This window comes from Micromonospora sp. NPDC023869 (assembly GCF_055559695.1).
Genome location: NZ_JBVHKD010000004.1, coordinates 337,854 through 352,502, shown reverse-complemented (window position 1 = coordinate 352,502; position 14,649 = coordinate 337,854). Strand labels below are relative to the sequence as shown.

General features: G+C 68.0%; 26 protein-coding genes and 1 pseudogene. 1 reads left to right on the top strand and 26 read right to left on the bottom strand.

Annotated elements, in window-relative coordinates:
• Nucleotides 1-25 precede the first annotated feature (25 nt).
• From ACZ31C_RS15125 to ACZ31C_RS15030, 20 genes and pseudogenes are all read right to left on the bottom strand, one after another.
• Nucleotides 26-253, bottom strand: a complete 228-nt coding sequence (locus ACZ31C_RS15125; RefSeq protein ID WP_465795771.1) for a hypothetical protein — start codon at nucleotides 251-253, stop codon at nucleotides 26-28.
• Nucleotides 253-1,095 carry a hypothetical protein gene (locus ACZ31C_RS15120; RefSeq protein WP_465795770.1) on the bottom strand — a complete coding sequence of 281 codons (843 nt, stop codon included), beginning with the start codon at nucleotides 1,093-1,095 and terminating at the stop codon, nucleotides 253-255. The genes ACZ31C_RS15125 and ACZ31C_RS15120 overlap by 1 nt, the downstream gene beginning before the upstream one ends.
• Nucleotides 1,092-1,382, bottom strand: coding sequence for a hypothetical protein (locus ACZ31C_RS15115; RefSeq protein ID WP_465795769.1), 291 nt, complete (start codon nucleotides 1,380-1,382; stop codon nucleotides 1,092-1,094). The genes ACZ31C_RS15120 and ACZ31C_RS15115 overlap by 4 nt, the downstream gene beginning before the upstream one ends.
• Entirely contained in the window at nucleotides 1,379-1,780 is a 402-nt protein-coding gene (locus ACZ31C_RS15110) for a DUF6221 family protein (RefSeq protein WP_465795768.1), read from the bottom strand. The genes ACZ31C_RS15115 and ACZ31C_RS15110 overlap by 4 nt, the downstream gene beginning before the upstream one ends.
• On the bottom strand, nucleotides 1,777-1,968 hold the full coding sequence (locus ACZ31C_RS15105) for a hypothetical protein (RefSeq protein ID WP_465795767.1): 192 nt from the start codon (nucleotides 1,966-1,968) through the stop codon (nucleotides 1,777-1,779). Before ACZ31C_RS15105 ends, ACZ31C_RS15110 begins: the two co-directional genes overlap by 4 nt.
• Nucleotides 1,969-2,261: 293 nt before the next feature.
• On the bottom strand, nucleotides 2,262-2,393 hold the full coding sequence (locus tag ACZ31C_RS15100) for a hypothetical protein (protein ID WP_465795766.1): 132 nt from the start codon (nucleotides 2,391-2,393) through the stop codon (nucleotides 2,262-2,264).
• A complete protein-coding gene (locus ACZ31C_RS15095; protein ID WP_465795765.1) occupies nucleotides 2,390-3,028 on the bottom strand; it encodes a hypothetical protein in 639 nt (212 codons plus the stop codon). Before ACZ31C_RS15095 ends, ACZ31C_RS15100 begins: the two co-directional genes overlap by 4 nt.
• Nucleotides 3,025-3,492, bottom strand: coding sequence for a hypothetical protein (locus ACZ31C_RS15090; protein ID WP_465795764.1), 468 nt, complete (start codon nucleotides 3,490-3,492; stop codon nucleotides 3,025-3,027). The genes ACZ31C_RS15095 and ACZ31C_RS15090 overlap by 4 nt, the downstream gene beginning before the upstream one ends.
• 10 nt (nucleotides 3,493-3,502) lie before the next feature.
• Nucleotides 3,503-4,105 (bottom strand): hypothetical protein, encoded by a 603-nt coding sequence (locus ACZ31C_RS15085; protein WP_465795763.1) that lies wholly within the window; start codon nucleotides 4,103-4,105, stop codon nucleotides 3,503-3,505.
• Complete coding sequence (locus ACZ31C_RS15080; RefSeq protein WP_465795762.1) at nucleotides 4,102-5,145, bottom strand: hypothetical protein; 1,044 nt, start codon at nucleotides 5,143-5,145, stop codon at nucleotides 4,102-4,104. Before ACZ31C_RS15080 ends, ACZ31C_RS15085 begins: the two co-directional genes overlap by 4 nt.
• A complete protein-coding gene (locus ACZ31C_RS15075; RefSeq protein WP_465795761.1) occupies nucleotides 5,138-5,638 on the bottom strand; it encodes a hypothetical protein in 501 nt (166 codons plus the stop codon). The genes ACZ31C_RS15080 and ACZ31C_RS15075 overlap by 8 nt, the downstream gene beginning before the upstream one ends.
• Nucleotides 5,635-5,880, bottom strand: coding sequence for a hypothetical protein (locus tag ACZ31C_RS15070; RefSeq protein ID WP_465795760.1), 246 nt, complete (start codon nucleotides 5,878-5,880; stop codon nucleotides 5,635-5,637). The genes ACZ31C_RS15075 and ACZ31C_RS15070 overlap by 4 nt, the downstream gene beginning before the upstream one ends.
• The gene (locus tag ACZ31C_RS15065; RefSeq protein ID WP_465795759.1) at nucleotides 5,873-6,193 is read right to left on the bottom strand and encodes a hypothetical protein; all 321 of its coding nucleotides are present in this window, start codon (nucleotides 6,191-6,193) and stop codon (nucleotides 5,873-5,875) included. The genes ACZ31C_RS15070 and ACZ31C_RS15065 overlap by 8 nt, the downstream gene beginning before the upstream one ends.
• The gene (locus tag ACZ31C_RS15060; RefSeq protein WP_465795758.1) at nucleotides 6,190-6,357 is read right to left on the bottom strand and encodes a hypothetical protein; all 168 of its coding nucleotides are present in this window, start codon (nucleotides 6,355-6,357) and stop codon (nucleotides 6,190-6,192) included. Before ACZ31C_RS15060 ends, ACZ31C_RS15065 begins: the two co-directional genes overlap by 4 nt.
• A gap of 90 nt (nucleotides 6,358-6,447) precedes the next feature.
• Nucleotides 6,448-7,383, bottom strand: a complete 936-nt coding sequence (locus ACZ31C_RS15055; protein WP_465795952.1) for a replicative DNA helicase — start codon at nucleotides 7,381-7,383, stop codon at nucleotides 6,448-6,450.
• Between the two features lie 69 nt (nucleotides 7,384-7,452).
• Nucleotides 7,453-7,746, bottom strand: a pseudogene (locus tag ACZ31C_RS15050) (DnaB-like helicase N-terminal domain-containing protein); the annotation flags it as partial.
• Between the two features lie 71 nt (nucleotides 7,747-7,817).
• The gene (locus ACZ31C_RS15045; RefSeq protein WP_465795757.1) at nucleotides 7,818-8,882 is read right to left on the bottom strand and encodes a hypothetical protein; all 1,065 of its coding nucleotides are present in this window, start codon (nucleotides 8,880-8,882) and stop codon (nucleotides 7,818-7,820) included.
• Nucleotides 8,879-9,181 carry a hypothetical protein gene (locus ACZ31C_RS15040; RefSeq protein WP_465795756.1) on the bottom strand — a complete coding sequence of 101 codons (303 nt, stop codon included), beginning with the start codon at nucleotides 9,179-9,181 and terminating at the stop codon, nucleotides 8,879-8,881. The genes ACZ31C_RS15045 and ACZ31C_RS15040 overlap by 4 nt, the downstream gene beginning before the upstream one ends.
• Entirely contained in the window at nucleotides 9,178-9,597 is a 420-nt protein-coding gene (locus ACZ31C_RS15035; protein ID WP_465795755.1) for a hypothetical protein, read from the bottom strand. Before ACZ31C_RS15035 ends, ACZ31C_RS15040 begins: the two co-directional genes overlap by 4 nt.
• A complete protein-coding gene (locus ACZ31C_RS15030) occupies nucleotides 9,594-10,076 on the bottom strand; it encodes a hypothetical protein (protein WP_465795754.1) in 483 nt (160 codons plus the stop codon). Before ACZ31C_RS15030 ends, ACZ31C_RS15035 begins: the two co-directional genes overlap by 4 nt.
• A gap of 115 nt (nucleotides 10,077-10,191) precedes the next feature.
• Between ACZ31C_RS15030 and ACZ31C_RS15025 the strand changes: the two genes are divergently transcribed.
• Complete coding sequence (locus ACZ31C_RS15025; protein WP_465795753.1) at nucleotides 10,192-10,449, top strand: helix-turn-helix transcriptional regulator; 258 nt, start codon at nucleotides 10,192-10,194, stop codon at nucleotides 10,447-10,449.
• A 153-nt stretch (nucleotides 10,450-10,602) separates the two neighbouring features.
• On the opposite strand, the gene ACZ31C_RS15020 is transcribed toward ACZ31C_RS15025, so the two are convergent.
• From ACZ31C_RS15020 to ACZ31C_RS14995, 6 genes are read right to left on the bottom strand one after another with little or no spacing between them, the layout of a single operon-like run.
• Nucleotides 10,603-11,448: a hypothetical protein gene (locus tag ACZ31C_RS15020; RefSeq protein ID WP_465795752.1), complete on the bottom strand. Its 846-nt coding sequence runs from the start codon at nucleotides 11,446-11,448 to the stop codon at nucleotides 10,603-10,605.
• The gene (dnaN, locus tag ACZ31C_RS15015) at nucleotides 11,448-12,590 is read right to left on the bottom strand and encodes a DNA polymerase III subunit beta (protein WP_465795751.1); all 1,143 of its coding nucleotides are present in this window, start codon (nucleotides 12,588-12,590) and stop codon (nucleotides 11,448-11,450) included. Before dnaN ends, ACZ31C_RS15020 begins: the two co-directional genes overlap by 1 nt.
• The gene (dcd, locus tag ACZ31C_RS15010) at nucleotides 12,587-13,186 is read right to left on the bottom strand and encodes a dCTP deaminase (protein WP_465795750.1); all 600 of its coding nucleotides are present in this window, start codon (nucleotides 13,184-13,186) and stop codon (nucleotides 12,587-12,589) included. The genes dnaN and dcd overlap by 4 nt, the downstream gene beginning before the upstream one ends.
• Nucleotides 13,186-13,893, bottom strand: coding sequence for an FAD-dependent thymidylate synthase (gene thyX, locus ACZ31C_RS15005; RefSeq protein ID WP_465795749.1), 708 nt, complete (start codon nucleotides 13,891-13,893; stop codon nucleotides 13,186-13,188). The genes dcd and thyX overlap by 1 nt, the downstream gene beginning before the upstream one ends.
• Nucleotides 13,890-14,360: a hypothetical protein gene (locus ACZ31C_RS15000; RefSeq protein WP_465795748.1), complete on the bottom strand. Its 471-nt coding sequence runs from the start codon at nucleotides 14,358-14,360 to the stop codon at nucleotides 13,890-13,892. Before ACZ31C_RS15000 ends, thyX begins: the two co-directional genes overlap by 4 nt.
• Nucleotides 14,360-14,626: a hypothetical protein gene (locus tag ACZ31C_RS14995; RefSeq protein ID WP_465795747.1), complete on the bottom strand. Its 267-nt coding sequence runs from the start codon at nucleotides 14,624-14,626 to the stop codon at nucleotides 14,360-14,362. The genes ACZ31C_RS15000 and ACZ31C_RS14995 overlap by 1 nt, the downstream gene beginning before the upstream one ends.
• Nucleotides 14,627-14,649 lie beyond the last annotated feature (23 nt).

Below are 14,649 nucleotides of genomic sequence, written 5' to 3'. Positions count from 1 at the left end.
GTGTCGGTGATGCGGCTTGGAAGACTCATTGGCGGGCCTGTCCGCTGACCTGGACAATGCTCGGGTGGGCTTCCGTCAGGTGGGCGGCGGCGAGCTGGTCCAGTTCGGGCAGCGTGACGCAGTCCGGGACGCGGATTTCCCAGTGGCACCAAGGGTCTTTGGCTTTCGCGCCGTCGGGCATGTAGTGGTGGAGGTAGAGGCAGCCGTCTCGGTCGGCTTCCACACCGAACGAGCTGCGCTGGTCTTCGGTCACTACGCCACCTCCGCCGTCGCGCCGCGCCATGCTGCCGCGATGTCGTGCCAGGTGAGCGGGGTTTCGGTGCCGAACGCCGCAGTCCCAAGGTTGTCTGGGCTGATACGCAGCAGCCACGCCGTTTCGGCTTTACGGCGAAGCCCGGCCATCGCCTGGTCCCACTGCTCGGCGGGGGTGAGTGCCATCCATGCCTGTTCGGCGGTGTCGAAGCCGTCGGGGTCTTCATCCTGGCTGGGCGGGCTGTCGGGCCATGCGGCGATCTCAGCGTTGGGGAATCCGTCGCACACCGAGTACGACATGACGATGGGTCCGGAGTCGGCGGACCGGGCCAGTTCGGCAACTTCGGCCCAGCCGTTGGGGTGGTCGGCGCGCAGCGGGTAGCGGGCCATATCGCGGCGGAGGAAACCAGCGTCGGCGGCGGCGTCGATCTGGTCGGCGAACCAGGCCCGGTCTGTGCCTTCCACGAAGGCGTGCACCTCGCACTGGCCGGAAATTCGGGCCACTATCCGTGCGGCGGGGGCGCTGTGGGCGATGGCCGTGTTCAAGTCGATGTTGAGCAAAGTCTCAGCGGTCGGCCCGTCTGGCAGGATGGCGTGAAGCCCCCTGTCGTGGGAGACAGCGATGTGGGTGTCTGACCACTGGTCGAATCGGTCGCTGCGCGTGAGATCGCCGGGCCAGTTGACGGCTTTGCGGAGCGGTGAGGGCCGGTCGGGTCTGTCGTGGCCGAACACGGTCCGGCGGTGTTGGGCGGCGGTGTTGCGTACGAGCCTGTCGACGTGGGCGCGTTCGGCGCCGGAGATGTAGCCGGTCTGCTCGCGGGTGTGGAAGGCGATGTAGCTCACCGGGCCTCCTTGATGGTCAGGCGGTGGAGGATTTCGGCGGGCGGCTGCACCAGCAGCGGCACCGTAACCGGACGCCGGGCAACCTCGTTGCCGTGCAGGACTAGGACGCCGCCCCGAACGTTCAACACGTCGGTGATGATGGTGTTGGCCCGATAGTCGACGGTGATGTCAGTGTCGGCGGGGATGCGGGCGGGGTCGAGGTTGTTGGCGCGCAGCCACTCTTGTAGGGCGGGGCGTAGTCCGTAGGTGGGCTGGTTGAACAGCCACACTGCCGTCGGGCCGGTCACTGCGGACCCCACTCCGGGCGGTATCCGGGCTCGCCAGCGAACGCGGCAGCGAGTAGGCGGATGGTGCGGCACGGGTAGTCGCGCCACGTCGCGTCGTAGGCGGGCGGGTCTGCGCAGACAGTGCAGGTGGGCAGGATGCCTGGCCGCTCGGGTGCGTGTTCGGCGAGGATGGCGCGCATGGCGGCCACCAGCGGCAGCACGCGGGCAGGGGAGTGCGCCAGGACGTGCACGAAGACGGGGCCGCCTCGCCCCCAAAACTCGCCGTGCGGATCAGTCCAGACGTTGGGGGTGTCGTTGTATTCGATGTCGTCGAGGCCGGGTGGCGGGTCGGCGGCTTGGGCGGTCTGCTCGATGCGGTCGAGTACCCCACCCAGCCACACCACCAGATCGTGCGTCACGGACGCCAACCCTTCTTCCAGTTCCGTAGTGCGAACGCGAGCAGGATGCGAATCATCTCGGACCGGTTCGGTTCGCCGTCCTCATCCACGATGCTTTCGTCCCGGGCGAGCTGTTCGATGACGTCGACCGCCGACCATGAGGCGAGGAAGTTGACGGCACGCCTACCGCGTTTCCGTCCGGTGGGCACATGTCACCTCCTGGCTCCATTTTAGCTGTTCGAAGCATGTTGCGCATGATCGGTTTCGTGTTCCTGGCTGGCCGATTCGGCGCCATTCTCGGCCGCGTTTTCGGTCTGCCAGTCGAACAGCGACGGACCCTCTTGCGGCGCAGACGTCGGCTTTGGTGGGGCAGGTGAGATGAGGCCGCGCCGCCGGGCACACGTCTCCCCAAGCCCCGGCCCGTACAACCTGCCCGTGGGCACGGGATGGTTGCAGCACGAGCAGCGGGCGGGTGGGCGTCCCGGCAGCAGCGGCATCGTCATCAGGCGATCAGCGCCGCGAGCAGGACGGCAGCCACACCGAGCACCAGCAGTTCGGCGACGTTCAGCCACCGGTCGCGTCGGTCGAACTCGCGGCTGCCGTGGTCGAACACTTCGCGGGATTCGGGGATCACGGGCGGTCCTTCACGGGCGGCTGGCGCTGATCGTGGTGGTCGATGGCCTGCTCTACCGCCTGCCGCGCATCCACCACATCCGGCGTCTGGTCGGCCTGCAAACGCAGAGCATCCAGCAGGACTCGCACCGACGCCACCAGGCCGGCGGGGGTCGCGGCAGGCTTCACGCCGGCAGGGTCATGAGGTGGGCAACGCGGGTCGGTGCGGTGCTGCTCGTTGTCGGATGCCCGGTAGGTGGCGCACTGGTCGTTGGGGTGGCTGTTCTCCGGCTGGCCGCAGTCGTAGCATGGCTGATCGTGCTGCCCTGCGGACGGCGGCATAGACCAGCCGAACGCCTGCCGGTAACGCTCCATGTACTGCTGAACATCGACCGGCGACAGGATGAGCGGCGTCACCTCGAACCGTTCGCCCTTCACCACGGCGACTGCCTCGCGTACCCGCACGGTGTGGATGGCGAGCCACTGGTTGTGCAGCCCGGCGACGTGTTCGGCCACCTCGCGGGTCACCATGTCGACGGCCATCACACCACCATCGGCGGGGGTGCGGCCATCAATGCTGACAGCCCATCCGCCGATCTCGTCGTTGACGACAGCCGTCCACCGGGCGGACAGGACGCGCTCGTTGTAGTCGGTCACGGTGCCGCCTCGATCTTCTCGCCGACCGTCCGTAGCTCCAACACGCGGAAGACGTCGGCGGAGCATCCCGGCTTCGTACGTGCCTGCCGGACAATCCGTGCCGCGTCACCCCGGCTGGCTGGGCAGGACGTCCACCTGTCGCTGGCGAAGTCCGGGTCGGTACCGCGAACCTCCCACTGCTCATCGATGTCGGTATCGAACAGGGCGAGAACTTCGGCGGCGATGCGGGAGCCGAGGTGTTCGGCGTGGGCGACCGCGCCGGCTGTCGTAATGGAGTCTTCGTACTCGCGTTGCGCTACGGCGGCGATCATCTGGTGCAGGTGGTCGCGCAGCGGATCCGTGGAGTCGTCGACGCCGTCGCCGATCGCCTCGTCTAGCACCTCCTGAATGTCGTGGTAGGCACGGCGGTACATGTCGTTTTCGGTGTGGTCGGCGGACTGCTGGTCGGTGGTCGTGTCGGTCATGGAAGCCTCCTCAGGCTGGTAGGGGAAGAGTCGCGGGCCGGTCAGGATGCAGCAGCGCACCCAGACGGGCCGGGGTAGGAATCGTGACCGTGCGGGCCAGCGGGTTGACGTGCACGACAGGCAAGCCGAGACGGTGGGCTTTCACGAGCGCCGAGTAGGTGCCGCCGTCCCGCTTATCCGGACGCCACACCGCCACCACCGCGTGCGAGACGGCCAACATGCCGTCGTTGCGTTCATGCAGCAGCCGCACCACCACCCGCTTGCGGGCGTGCTCGGCGAGGCCGGCGAGATCCCCGTACACCACCTCGTCAGCAGCGAGGCTCCGCAGCCGATGCCATTCGGCCACCGCCTCCGGGTTGCGGTGCCACGGGTCGGGTTGCTGTGGAAATGGGATGTGCGCGACGAACGGCGTGTACGCCCGCGCGAGAGCATCGGCCCACCACATGTCGGAGCCGATCGCCATGCCGGTGATGCCGGTGACCATGCCGTACCCGTCACGCAGCTGCACCTCAACCCTGGCGAGCTGGCCACGGACCCATTGGTGGGCGTCGGCGGGAATGTCCTTCGGGCGGTGGCCGGTCACCATCACCTGCGGCCACACAGGGGCGGTCACAGCAGACCACCCCCGCGCCGACTGCGGTTCTCCCACAACAAGTCGGCAGCCGTCGGCGACAGCGACGCACCACCGCCCGACAGATCACCACCAAGGCAGCCGCCCTCACGGCCCCGATAGCCGCAGTCAACCGACGGCCGGGCATAAGCGCCCTCATTGCCAGCCAACTGCACCCGATGCCAGCACGGCGCATCCTGACGGAACCCCGACGGACCGTGCAGGCCCGTGCAGAACGGCCCTGCGGTGCATTCGATGCGCTGGTCCGTGGGCATGCCGTGCTGCTCGTGAATGAACCTGATGCCGGGGCATGAGGCGATGCGAGCAACATCAGGGTTGTCGGCGAGGCGTCCGCCGCGTTCGTAGTCTTCGGCGGCACCCCAACATTCGGCGCGGCCCGCATGGAAGGTGGGGCCGGGGGCGCCCGGCACAAACCGTGACTCCTCGGGGAACGTGACCGTCTTCTGCCGGGTGGTGATCGGCTCCAAGCAGTGGGCGCACACCCCCGGCTGGGCGGTCGCCATCAGTCGATCCATCTTCCGCATCTGATGCTGGGCGAGCACCTGCCGGTCCCGTTCCTGGCAGGGCCACGGATGTCCGTGGCACGAGCACGCCTGATACGGGTCGGGTAGACGGTTCCACCGGTACCGGTCGGGCCATGATGTGAAGCTGACTTCGCGGGTGCCGTCGTGGAGCCGCTTGAAGCCGCGTTCCTCACCCGGCTTGATGATGAGCGGCCCGTTCAGGTGCCGCAGCACGATGTGGAACGGCCGGCTGCGGATGAGCGCGATCGACTGCTTCTCGGCCGACAGGCGGGCAGCGGAGGCTTCCAGCTTGGCCTTCTGCTCGTCGGTCAGGTCAACGTCGAGGTAGGGGCGAATTTCGTGGACGAGCCACGCCGCGTACCGCCACGCCACCAGGTCGCCGGCCTCGGGACGCGCGCAGCCGGAGGATTCACGCAGGTTGAAGTAGCTTGGCGCCCACTGGTTGGGGTCTTGTGCGCCGTTGTGGTGCAAGCTCGGCAGCGGCGTTTCGTCAGTCATGGGTTCCCGCCGCCTGTCCGGCAAACTCGGCGATCTGCGCCTCAAGTCCGGCGATCTTCTCCGCCGGAGTCAGACCAGCGCACCGCTGCACCGTCAACGCATACCGCTCGCCGCCTGGATGCGTAAGCGTGAACGTGACGAAGTTCGCCGCCCCATCCGTCTGCGCCAGCAGGCCAACCATCCACTGCGCGATCGCTTTCACCCCATCCACGGTGCTGGTGGTGGAGTCGAACGCGTAGGCGAACAGGTCACCCACCTCATCCCGACCCAACGCAACCTCGGCAGTCACACCGGTGGCCTGGTCGCGTCGCCTCCTTTCCTTTCTGGCGGGCTGCGGGGCGCCGGGGTCGTAGATGATGGCCATGCCGCCGTCAGGGTCGTTGGCCAGCGACAGGGTGTGTTCCGGGTAGCAGCGGGCCATGCCGCGCATTGCGGCTAGGGCGGCGTCAAGGGTTCGTCCGGGCAGGATGGTTGCCACAATCTGCCTGGTCATCGGCCCGCCTCCGGGTGATCCGGGCCTGCGGCCAGCCGCGCCCGCTCGTCTTCGCGGATCAGATCCACGATCGCGTCGAAGGTGGCTCGGGCGTACTGGCTGGACGGCTGCAACCCGCACCGTTCGTGGTGGGCGACAGCCAGACGGGTCGCACGGTCCCGGAAGCGGACGGCCTCACCGAACGCACGAAGATCCGGCTTGCGAGGGTGGACGGGGTCGGGGGTGTGCGGCTTCTCAGTCATCGGTCGTCTCCTTCACTGGCCTGGTCGTGACGTGCGCCAGGTGGGCGTCATGCAGCCGCCGGGCGCTGTGCTTCGCTGAACCCGGGCGCGGCGTCCAACCGCACGCGCACCGCAACCGCCACGTGGTGACCTCCCGGCTGCCCCGACCGCGCGTCTGGTCGGTCAGTGTGGCCTTGTGCGCGGTGATGACGTCGCCGTGCTGCGGGCAGCCGTGGGTGTAGATGGCATCGGTCCAGCCGGCGGTGTCCTCTGGTGCGTTCAGCCCGCACAGTTGGGCGTCGCAGTGCCAGATGGTGATGCGGGATCTGGTCACGCCGCCTCCCCGACCGGTTCGGGACGCGCCGGCAATACCACAACCACGGCAAGCCGCAGACGCCGCCAGTACTCGACGTTCGTCGGAAGCTCCCGCACCGGGCCCCGCATCCCCACCAGGGCGACCGCAGCCTGCTTGTGGACGGCGCACACATACCGGGTCATGCCGTCACCCGGCAGGCCAGCCGACACCTCCCAGCAGGCCACAGCACCCGTAGCCAAACCGCAGTAGTCACACGTCATCGGACACCCCCTCTACTCCGGCACAGCCATGTCGACGAAACGGGCCACATGCAGTTGGGCGGCAACGGTCACCGTGTCCGTCGGGCCATGGCGGTTCTTGGCAACAATGAGATCCGCCTCGCCGGCCCGCACGCATTCCTTGTCGTAGTAGTCGTCCCGGTGAATCAAGATCACCTGGTCGGCTTCCTGCTCAAGCTGCCCCGAGTCGCGAAGATCCGAAAGCTGCGGCAGCTTCGCCTGCCGGGCCTCGTTGCCCCGGTTCAGTTGGCACACCGCCACGAACGTGGTCTCCAACTCCCGCGCCAACCCCTTGAACGCCTTCGCCGCGTTGCCCACCTCAATGTCGAGGCGCTCACGGCCCGGGAAGTTGAGACGCTGCACATAGTCGGCGACGATCAACCCCACACTGCCGCGCCGCTGCGTGAACCGCCGCGAATTCGAGGTGATCTGCGCAACCGAGTTTGCCTGGTCGTCCACCTCCAACGGCAGCTTCCGCACCTCATCGCGGGCGGCCCGCAGCTTCACCCAATCCCGCTCGTCGAACCGCGACCGCTGGAACAGGTGCAGCGGAATCCGCGCCCACTGCGACCAGATCCGCCACATCACTTCCCGCTTCGACATCTCCATCGGGAAGACCAGCGCCGGATAGCCGAGCCGGGCGGCGTGCAACGCCCACGACAAGGCCAGCACCGATTTGCCCATTCCGGGTCGACCGGCCGGAATAACCAGCCGGCCCGGATACCATCCGCCCAGGATCGAATCCAGATCCGTGAACCCGGTGCTGATGCCGGGCGGCACCTTCCCGTCCCGCACGTCCTCAAGATGCTGAAACTCGTCGTCGATGAAGTCGTCCACCGCCAACGGATCCGCGTTACTGCGCGACGACGTGGCCGCGTGAATGTCCTGCTGCGCGCGCTCCACCACCACATCCACCGGCGTGGACAGCATCCGCGACGACTGCATGATCCGCACCCCGGACTCGTACACGCGGCGCCGACGAGACCAGTCGCGAACGATGTTGGCGTAGTAGCCGATCGTTCCCGCCGACACCGGAACCCGCGCCAGCAGACTGTGCAGATACTCCAACCCGCCGGCCTGAGCCAGCCCGGTCGTCTCGTCCAACATGCGGCCGACCGCGATGGGGTTCGTGGGCTGCCCGGACGCCCACAACGCCAGCAGCGCAGACCAGATGAGCGGGTGACGCGGGTAGTAGAAGTCGGCGCCTTCCAGCACCTCCATCGCCAGGTCGACTTGGCGGGGCGACGCCATCATCATGCCCAGCACCGTCTGCTCGGCCGACTCGCTGGACATCGGCTTGCTCGGCGTCCAGTCGTGGGGCACGTCGGCGATCTCCACGCGCGGCGACGGCACAGCAGTCACGGTCACGCGTTCACCTCCTTGCGGTCGGCCCCGAGCCGGTCAGCTCGGCACGGGCCGCAGTTGTGGGCCGGATAGTTGGGGTGGGTGGTGCAGCGTTCCTCCCGGCTGTACCGCTTGGGGGCGTTCGACTCGGGCAGGTTCGACTGGCTGCGGTACGGCCCGTTCATCGGCGGGTACTGCTGCGGTGGCGGTGCTTCGTCTTTCCACATCTCGCCGTTCAGCCAGCCGTCAGGGTTCTTGATGTACTGGTACGTGATCCGGTCTCGCTTCATGCGGGCCGCGTACTGCTGCGCAGCTCGGATGATCTCCTCCGGGTCGTGCTTCTGCTTCATCGCCGACGCCCACCGAAGTCGTGCGGTCTTCTTGGAAGTCTTCTTCGGGTAGGCCGACCAGAACTTGAGCCAGTTCGGGTCGTCGTCTGACCCAGGCTTGGGGGTGACAGGCTTAGGTGGGTTGTCGAACAGCACGTTCGATGACGCTTCTTCTTTGGGTTGGGACGGGTCGGGTCGGGACGGGCGATTCGGTACCGACTCGGAACCCCGATCGGTTATGCGATCGGATGACCGATCAGTTGAGCCATCCGAGCCCGCCTTGCAGTACGGGCATTCCGGGTCAGGCTGCCCCCGCTCCACATGCCACCGCCGATGGTTGCCCACCGCACCACCAACCGACTTGGCCTTCGACGCCGCCAACGCTTCCTCGCGGGTGGGCTGGTAGTCGTGCCAGTCGTGGAAGCGGTAGCCGTCTCCCTCCTTGTCCCACAGCCCGGCCGCCACCAGTTCGGCGGTGGCCGCTTCCGGGTTGTCGCACATGCGGGCGGCCTTGCGATGGCTGATGAACCCGTCGGTGAGGTGTTTGGCGCTGTAGGAGCCTGCACGGGTCCACAGGGCGACCGCCGAGTCCGACAGGTCTTCGGCCTTTGGGTGGTCGTAGAACGAGTCGTCGACCTTGAACCAAACCATCAGCGCCTGATCTTTCGTGTCGAGAGGTTCGTGCCCGGTTGTGGGCGGGTGGTGTGCCGGGATGTCGAACAGGACCGCCACCCCGGCATCGAGCGCATAGGTCACTGGCCGTAGTAGCGGTTTGCCCGGCCCGCCTTGACCTCTGCGCGGGTGGCGGCAGCGATGGCGCTCCGAACCGATCGGGGGCTCTTGCCGTTCACCTTGTCGGCAGGGATCACCACTTCGGGCACCTGGCAGCAGCCACAACCTCTGCCGAGCCACCGTGTGGTGTCGGGGATGGCGTACCGGCCAGCGCGGGTGGGGTCCTTGTAGTAGCCGCGCCCGTCGGGCCCCCACCACGCCTTGTGGTGGTTGGACCAGATGAGGTGGTGCACGGCGGGGGCGGAGGTGGCGTCAATGGTCATCGGGTCGCCTCGTTCGGTAGGGCGTCCACGGCGGCGATCAGGGCCTCACCGGCACCGCCGAGGAAGGCGCGCAGGGTGGGTGACGCGGAGACAACCAGGTCGTCGGCGGCGCGGGCGACGGCGAGCATGGCGGCGTTCTCCGCGCGCAGTCGGCGGATCTCGGCGGCCATCTTCGGCATCTCCGTGCGGGAGCGGGCGATGAACTCGGCGTTCTCCCGTGGGCACTCCGAGGCGGACGCCACGTCGTCTTCGATGACGGCGGCAACCTCACGGCGCTTGCCAGCCTTGGAGCGGATGACGATGAGCGGCCAGCCGTCCGGGTTGTCCTTCCGGTGGGGAAACTCGGCGACCTCCCACGGCCCGTCTTCGGCGGCGTTGGCACGCTTCTCGACGGCGTCCAGGTCGATGTCGGTCATTCGGCGGCATCCGGCTGCTCGTTGCGGGCGGCGGTGAAGGCGAGGTCCATGAGCCGGTACTGCTCGACGGCCTGGTGTAGGTCGATGAGCTTCGAGGCGAGGTTGGGGGCGCTGCCGTCGGTTTCCAGCAGTTCGGCCCACGTCTCGGCGGCGTCGATGACGGGCTTCTGGGCGAACAACTGCTCACGCAGCCGGCGGACCTCGGCGATCAGTGCGGGCACGTCCTGACGGGCGGCGGCGATGAAGGTGGCGTCGTCCTCCGGGTCGACATCCGCATAGTCGCCGCCGGAGTCGTGCCGCCAGTCCTCGCGCTCGTCTTCGTCTGCGATCTCGGCGACAGCCTGGATGCAGGTGTACGAGCCACGGCCGGTGACCTCCAGTCCGCGCACGATGTTCGTGCCGTTGCCGACGCCCCACGGGCCGGGGGTGGCGGCGTTGACGCGGGCTTCGATGGCGTCGATGTCGATTTCGGCGGTCATGGTGCCTCCCTGATGTCGGGGCGTTGAGGGTTGGCTAGGGAAGTGCCTAGGTAGGCACATGTACAGTCCTATCAAGGATTGCGGCATTAGACAAGTGCCTAGTAGAGTTGCGCCTATGCTCCTGACCATGGGCCGTCACCTGATGGGCGCACGCGAGATCGAAGACCGACTCGGCGTGTCCCGTCAGCGCGTCTACCAGCTCGTATCGCGCCCCGACTGGCCCGCGCCCTACGACGAACTGGCCATGGGCAAGGTGTGGCGCATCGAAGACGTAGAAGCGTGGATCCGCGACCACCGGCCGGCACTGCACGACGTTGAGGGCGGCCCGACCGTGACCCCGTCGATGCGCGGTCGACGCCGCAAGCGCGGCTAGCCCGACACATCTCGCCTTTCTGAGCCCGACGCCCCCGCAGCGTCGGGCTTTCGTGCTGCCCACCCAGACCAACATTCGCGTTCACCTCCATCAATGCGTGTGTGGGGACGGGGTGGGGCGCGGCCCGCCCTCCCAGCAAGACCGCGCCCCCGATCAAGCAGCTAGCCCGTAGCCAGGTGGCGGCAGGCGATCGAGCGCCTTCACCGCAGTGCCAGACAGCCGCAGACGTTCGGCAATCGCACTACGGGTGAGACCGGCAGCCCGACCAACGTGCACGGCGTGATGACGCTCGTGCGCCGTCAACGGCACAGACTCGCCAGCCAACGCGCGACGGATCGCCACCTCGTCGACCATCCGGTCATCCGGGTTGCTGCCGCCGTCGCTGGGCTGCCCGGCCGGGTCGTCGAGTGCCCCGTCGTCCCACGCCATCGGCGGCGGCCACCCGTTCCGCACACCCGTGTTGCGGGCGCGCACATTCGGGCCCGGCGTCGCGGACAGCCGCTCATACAGGTCGACCACCTGCCGGTGGGTGGTTTCAGCGACCATCGTCTGCCGGTCCCACGCCATCTCCCACACGGCTTGCAGATGCTTGTCGAGATGCCTGCTGATGGCGGTGAGGCTGTACCCGCCCGCGACGAGGGCACGGACGCGGCGGCCTACACCGACGGCGGGCATCATGCCTGCGGGGAGGCTGGCGGCGGGTTGGACAGCGAGTAGGGCGGCGGCGGTGGGTCCGCGTAGGGTCCTGCGGGGTTCGCTGACGGCGGTGTACAGGGTTTTGGTGGCGACACCGGATGCGCGGGCGATGGATGCGAGGGACATGCCGGCGTCGCGGAGCTGCTGGATGTGGTCGAGCACTGTCGCGGCGGGCACTGGCGGCAGCCATTTCCCTTCGGCGATGAGCCGTCGGCGGCGCCGGTCGTAGTGGGAGTCGACGCGGCGGCATCCGGGGCAGCCTGCGGTGTAGCGGCGGTGGGTGGCGCAGTTGAAGCCGGGCATCAGCGGCTCACTCGGATGGGCATGATCAGGTAGCGGTGGCTGCCGTCTCCTCCGGCGGGGGTGATGACGGCCGGCTTGTACGGGTCGACCATGGACAGGACGGCGTCGTGGCTGTCGAGGTTGGTGAGCCCGTCGAGCAGGTATTGCGGGTTGAAGCCGACGGTGATGGGCTGCTCTCCGCTGTAGCTGTTGATGGGCATGGCCTCAGATGCGCGGGCCTCTTCGGTGCCGCCCGCTTCGACGATGAGCGCGTTCTCGCCCGGTGTGAAGGTGAGCAGCACGGGGGTGGTGCGTTCCGCGACGATGGCGACCCGCTTCACGACTTCGGCGAGGCTGCCGGCCGGAATGATGGCGGTGGCGGTGACCTTGTCTTTGTCCGGGAACAGGCTGCGAACCGGCGGATAGTTGGCGCCGTCCAGCAGCCGGGAGGTCATGCGCCGGCCGCCCGCCTCGAACCCGATCATTCCTTCACCGGCAGTGCCCGTGGACAAGGCGAGGGTGATCGGGTCGGATCCGACGGCGAGAGTCTTCGCCACCTCGGCCAGGGTCTTCGCCGGGATGAGTGCCTGCCCGGTCGCGCCTTCCGCCTCCGGCTTCCACGCGAGTTCACGCACCACCAGCCGATACCGGTCGGTGGCGAGCAGCGACATGGTGTCGCCGTCCAGTTCGATGCGAACCCCGGTCATCATCGGCAGCGTTTCGTCCCGGCTGGCGGCGATGGCGGTCTGCGTGACGGCCTGCGCGAACAGGGCGGTGTCGATGGTGCCGACGGGCTGCGGCATGTCGGGCAGGGTCGGGAAGTCTTCGACCGGCATGGTGGGCAGGGTGAAGCGGGCGCTGCCGCACACGAGTTCGAGGTGGACGCCGATGGCCGTCAGGTCGACGGGCTTGTTGGGGAGGGCTTTGCTGATCTCGGCCAGCAGCCGCGCCGACACCAGCACCGTCCCGGGCTCGCCGCCTTCGCCGACCGCAACGCTGGCTTGCGTCGACACCTCATAGTCGAAGCCTTCCGCCGTCAACGTGGTGGCGTCGCAGGTCAGTTTGATGCCGGCGAGCACCGGCACGGAGGGTCGTTGGGGGATGCTGCGGGCCACCCAGCCGGCAATGTCAGCGAGGTCGTCGCGTGGGATGCGAGTCTTCATGCGGTGGCTCCTTCCGTGGGAGCGGTCGTGGTGGGCCAGGTGCGCCAGCCGATGTGGGAGCGGGAGGCGACAGGCCCTCGCGGCTGCTGCTGGTAGTGGGAGCCCAACCCGTCGGCCCCGTACGGCCAGCGGGCGGGCCCAGTGAGCTGGAAGACGCACAGTTGGCCGATGCGCATTCCGGCGTGCAGCAGCAGCGGGCGCGGGGCGTGGTTGACCAGCTCTAAGGTGATGTGTCCGGAGAAGCCGGGGTCGATGAAGCCGGCGGTGATGTGGGTGGCTAGGCCGAGCCGCCCGAGGCTGCTCTTTCCCTCCACGCGTCCCGCGAGGGTGGCGTCTAGGGTGACGTGCTCCACCGTTGAGGCGAGCACCATCTGACCGGGGCCGAGTGGGTAGGTGCCGCCCATGTCGTTCATGTCGACGGGCAGCATCGGGTTGTCGGCGGCCGGGTCGATGACACCGCCGTGCGGCCACGCGAGCAGATGCCGGTCGAGGCGCACGTCGATGGATGATGGTTGGAGTAGGCGCGGTTCGTGCGGTTCGATGATGAGCCGGCGGGAGCCGATGGCGCGGGCAAGGTCTTCGTCGCAGAGCAGCATCACTCACCGGTCCCGAACGGCTCGGCCGGAAAGTCCTGGAACACGTTGGGTGCCAGGTCGCGCAGTTCGGCGAGGACCAGCCCGGCGAAGCGGCGGATCTCGGCGTCGGCAGCCACATGCCAGCGGCGGCGCAGTACGTCACGCCACGCCCGCAGGTTGGCGGTGATGACGAACTGGGTTTCGGTCATGTTCGGCAGCACCGCACGGGCAGCCTCACGGGCCTGCTTACGCTTCATGCCCCCTTCGGTGAGGACGTTCACCATGCCCTCGTAGACGCTGCGAGCGGATGCGGCGACGCTGCCGAGGCCGGCGTTGGCGGCGAAGTGGTCGGCAACAGCGGGGGGTAGCACCATGGCGGCGTTGGCTTCGTCCACGTACCGCTGCGACACGACGGACAGGCTGATGTGCCGGTGACGGCTCAACTCGGTCAGCAGCGAACGCGACACCCCGGTCACGTAGAAGGTGGCGGAGGCGTGCTCGACCACGGATTCGTGCTGCTGGCGAAGAATGTTGGCGAGGTAGCCGGCGTTGGTAGCGGTCTCGGGGCGAGGCTTCGACCACGCCCGGTAGCAGAGACGCCCAGCGGCTTCGGCGAGCGCCTGCCCGCCTTCCGCGTCAGTCGACCAGCCGGTCAGCTTCTCCATCAGGGGGGCGTTGAACGAGGTCCAGCCGATCAGGTGAACGGCGGGCTTAACAAAACCGGTCATGCGGCGACTCCTTCGCTGCCGGCAAGAGAAAACCGGCGATACTCCACGGCCGGCGCGGAGGTGCCGTCTTCGCAGCCGTCTGACGTGCCTTCGCAGGTGGGGCAGATCTGGGAGAGAGCTGCGTGCCGGCGTCGGGCAGACTCGGTGCCGCAAGGCAGGAGCGCATTCGGGTGAAGGATCACGCCGTCACCGCGCGTCGTCTCGCTGAGAATGAAACGGACTGGCCGGGAGGGCGAGGTGCCGAACCGTCGGTACCGGTCGGCAAGCCATTCCCGGCCGGCGTCGGTGATCTGCGGCCCGTCGGCGGTCAGGATCACCCACTTCATGTCGACGGCCTCGTAGACGGCGTCGTCCATGTCGAACCCGTTCCGAATGTTGCGGTACCGGTGGTTGCGGGTGTTGAGCCGGATCGCGCCGGTTTGGATGCCGGCCAGCAGTCGCTCGTGGGTGCGCGCGGCGATGGCCATCACTGCACCTCCGGCGGGGCCAGGAACAGGGGTGCGGTGGGGGCGGGCGGCTGCATCCGCAGCCACGCTTCGGCAGCCTCAGTCAGCCGGGGCACCTGGCCGTCCAAGCGCAGGTAGTAGATGTCTTCGGCGTAGCAGACGGCGTCGGTGAGGTCGGCTCCGTCGAGGGTGCGCCACTGGTGGGCGGTGAGGGTGATGTCGCCTTCCTGGATGCGGCGGAGGGCGTGGGCCAGCGTTTGTGTGCTGACGGGTCGGGTGTTGGTCATGGTCCTGTTCCTGGGGGTGGGGC